Raw genomic sequence first — 2,167 nt, 5'->3', positions numbered from 1 at the left:
TGTAGCGTTGAAATGCGTTCGCGTAGCGTGGCCTACGGCCAATCGCTTTTCAGGAACTCCCCAAAATTGGGGTATTTAGGGGGCTATGGGTGCCAAAGCTCACAAGGGTAGGTTTGTGAACATTGGGGCGAGTATGTACTTTCGTTACTTAGAATTATAAATATGTATCTAATTATACAATATTTTTCGGAATAATTCTTTCCATCTCCCCATTTTTCTACGGTGCGCGTTCCCTAGCGCTTTAAAAAAGCGCGGGGTCGCACCGCTCCCTACTCCCTACTCCCTACTCTTTACTATTCAAGAGGAGATTTCCAACTGGTCAATGCGCAACCAAATGTTGGGGGTAGGTACCCGACCAAATTTGACCAGGGCATAATCCCCCTTGATATCAAGAATTTCCCCATCAGTTTCAAACAGATAAGAGGAAAAGCGGGGGTCACTTGCTTTGGCTTCCAGGCTACCTTCTAACTGGGCTTGGATAGCCCGAACCAATACTCCCTTTTTAATTTTCCCAGCCATAAAATCTCTTTTGTCTTTCCTATTCTATTGTATCGGGGGAATGGGGAATCGGGAATGGGGAATCGGGAATCGGGAGTCGGGAATCGGGAATCGGAAATCGGGAATAGAAATCTCGACACTTCCGACACTTCCGACACTTCCGACACTTCCCAGCCTGATCAACGCTGACAGTTCGGACAAAAGTGAGCGGAGCGACCGACTAATTTGGTTCGCTGGATGGGGGTGCTACAGATACGACAGGGTTCTCCGGTGCGACCATAAACCCAGGCAATCCCCTTATAGTTGCCATTGACTCCCTGGACGTTGATAAAATCACTAAACGTGGTACCACCAGACTCAATCGCTTTTTGCAATACTTGGATAACCGCGATGCTCAGCTTTTCGATCTGCTCTAACCCCAAATCTTTACAAAGGGTTTCTGGTCGAATACCACTCAAGAATAATGCTTCATCGGCATAGATATTACCTATTCCTGCTACCAGGGACTGATCGAGCAAGGCGGTTTTAATCGCACGCTGGCGGTGATGGAGCTTACTGACTAGGTAATCTGTAGAAAATTCCTGGGAAAACGGTTCTGGTCCGAGTTGCTTTAGACCAGTGATAATGGTTTCTGGTAAATGGGATGGCGGAATCCACCACATTCGACCAAAAGTGCGCTGGTCGATAAACCTTAACTCCTGGTTGTTTGGGAAAAATAATCGCACTCGCGTGTGTTTTGGCTGAGGCTGGTCTTGACTTAGCCATAGCAGTTGACCAGTCATCCGGAGGTGAACACCTAACCAACCGGCTTGATCAGTATCTGACTTGGTTAGTTTAGCGAGTAGGTATTTGCCCCGTCGATGCCAATCACTAATGGTGACAGTTTTGAGTTGGGCTAAAAAATCTTTCGGAGAAATAGGGTGGGCGATGGTGCGCGATAGTAACACCTCTCCACCCTGGATTTCCTGGCCTGTAGTCACTTGATTTAGACCCAGGCGAATTGTTTCAACTTCTGGTAGTTCCGGCACGATTGAGTGCTTTAGTTGATCAATGGTGAGTGCTACCGTGTTAACTTAGCACTCTACAGACACCAGGAACTCAAATTCCTGAGTCTGGCTAGGTTAACCAACTACTTCCAGTTCAGTGGGTGCAAAGTTATTGGTGTTCACCCCAGAGGGGCTACCACTATAGCCAGCGTAGTTGACCTTATCAAAGCGGACAATCACTGGGTATTTGATACCACTTTTGTCTACACTAGCCACAGTTCCCACATCGTTATACCAGTAGGATTCTTTTCTTTTAATCCGAACTTTTGCACCACGTTTTAGTTCTGCCATAAAAAAATTTACCTTACGCTCTAGTTCTACAGCGTACTACTCAATTAGGCTTCTCCGTTGACTTGATTGTTTAAGTTTTATTAATTTACCTGTAGGGAGTCGGGAGTCGGGAGTCGGGAGCGGTGCGACCCAAGGGCGATTTACTCGCCCTAGGAGGCGCGCACCGAGGGAATCGGGAATCGGGAATCGGGAGTCGGAAGAGTGAGACTACAAACGCTGCCAACTCAGCTTTGATGTTTCCTCATCGAGATGCCAGCGTAATAACTGAGCTGGTTGACCGATGCTTAGGGTTGCTAAACCGATGGCTTGGCGAGGGGAAACCGTTGCGAGGA

At 47.5% G+C, this 2,167-nt stretch carries 5 protein-coding genes; all 5 read right to left on the bottom strand.

Annotated features, from left to right (window positions below; translation table 11 throughout):
• Positions 1-297: 297 nt before the first annotated feature.
• The 5 genes from F6K20_RS35385 to F6K20_RS35365 all read right to left on the bottom strand — a co-directional run bounded on the left by F6K20_RS35385 (position 298) and on the right by F6K20_RS35365 (position 2,058).
• Entirely contained in the window at positions 298-519 is a 222-nt protein-coding gene (locus F6K20_RS35385) for an NAD(P)H-quinone oxidoreductase subunit O (RefSeq protein ID WP_009149183.1), read from the bottom strand.
• A 24-nt stretch (positions 520-543) separates the two neighbouring features.
• The gene (locus F6K20_RS35380) at positions 544-681 is read right to left on the bottom strand and encodes a hypothetical protein (RefSeq protein WP_287249273.1); all 138 of its coding nucleotides are present in this window, start codon (positions 679-681) and stop codon (positions 544-546) included.
• A complete protein-coding gene (locus F6K20_RS35375) occupies positions 678-1,526 on the bottom strand; it encodes a DNA-formamidopyrimidine glycosylase (RefSeq protein WP_287249271.1) in 849 nt (282 codons plus the stop codon). The genes F6K20_RS35380 and F6K20_RS35375 overlap by 4 nt, the downstream gene beginning before the upstream one ends.
• A gap of 93 nt (positions 1,527-1,619) precedes the next feature.
• Positions 1,620-1,835: a photosystem I reaction center subunit IV gene (locus tag F6K20_RS35370; RefSeq protein WP_009149180.1), complete on the bottom strand. Its 216-nt coding sequence runs from the start codon at positions 1,833-1,835 to the stop codon at positions 1,620-1,622.
• Between the two features lie 85 nt (positions 1,836-1,920).
• Entirely contained in the window at positions 1,921-2,058 is a 138-nt protein-coding gene (locus F6K20_RS35365) for a hypothetical protein (RefSeq protein WP_154659882.1), read from the bottom strand.
• Positions 2,059-2,167 lie beyond the last annotated feature (109 nt).

The organism is Moorena sp. SIO2C4 (assembly GCF_010672485.1).
Taxonomy (GTDB): Bacteria; Cyanobacteriota; Cyanobacteriia; order Cyanobacteriales; family Coleofasciculaceae; genus Moorena; species Moorena producens.
Note: the sequence above shows the minus strand (reverse complement) of the source record. Positions and strands in the feature narration are given on the sequence as shown.

Excerpts from the sequence above, each read along its gene's own strand:
- F6K20_RS35370 (WP_009149180.1), bottom strand. The coding sequence starts at position 1,835 with ATGGCAGAACTAAAACGTGGTGCAAAAGTTCGGATTAAAAGAAAAGAA.
- F6K20_RS35385 (WP_009149183.1), bottom strand. The coding sequence starts at position 519 with ATGGCTGGGAAAATTAAAAAGGGAGTATTGGTTCGGGCTATCCAAGCC.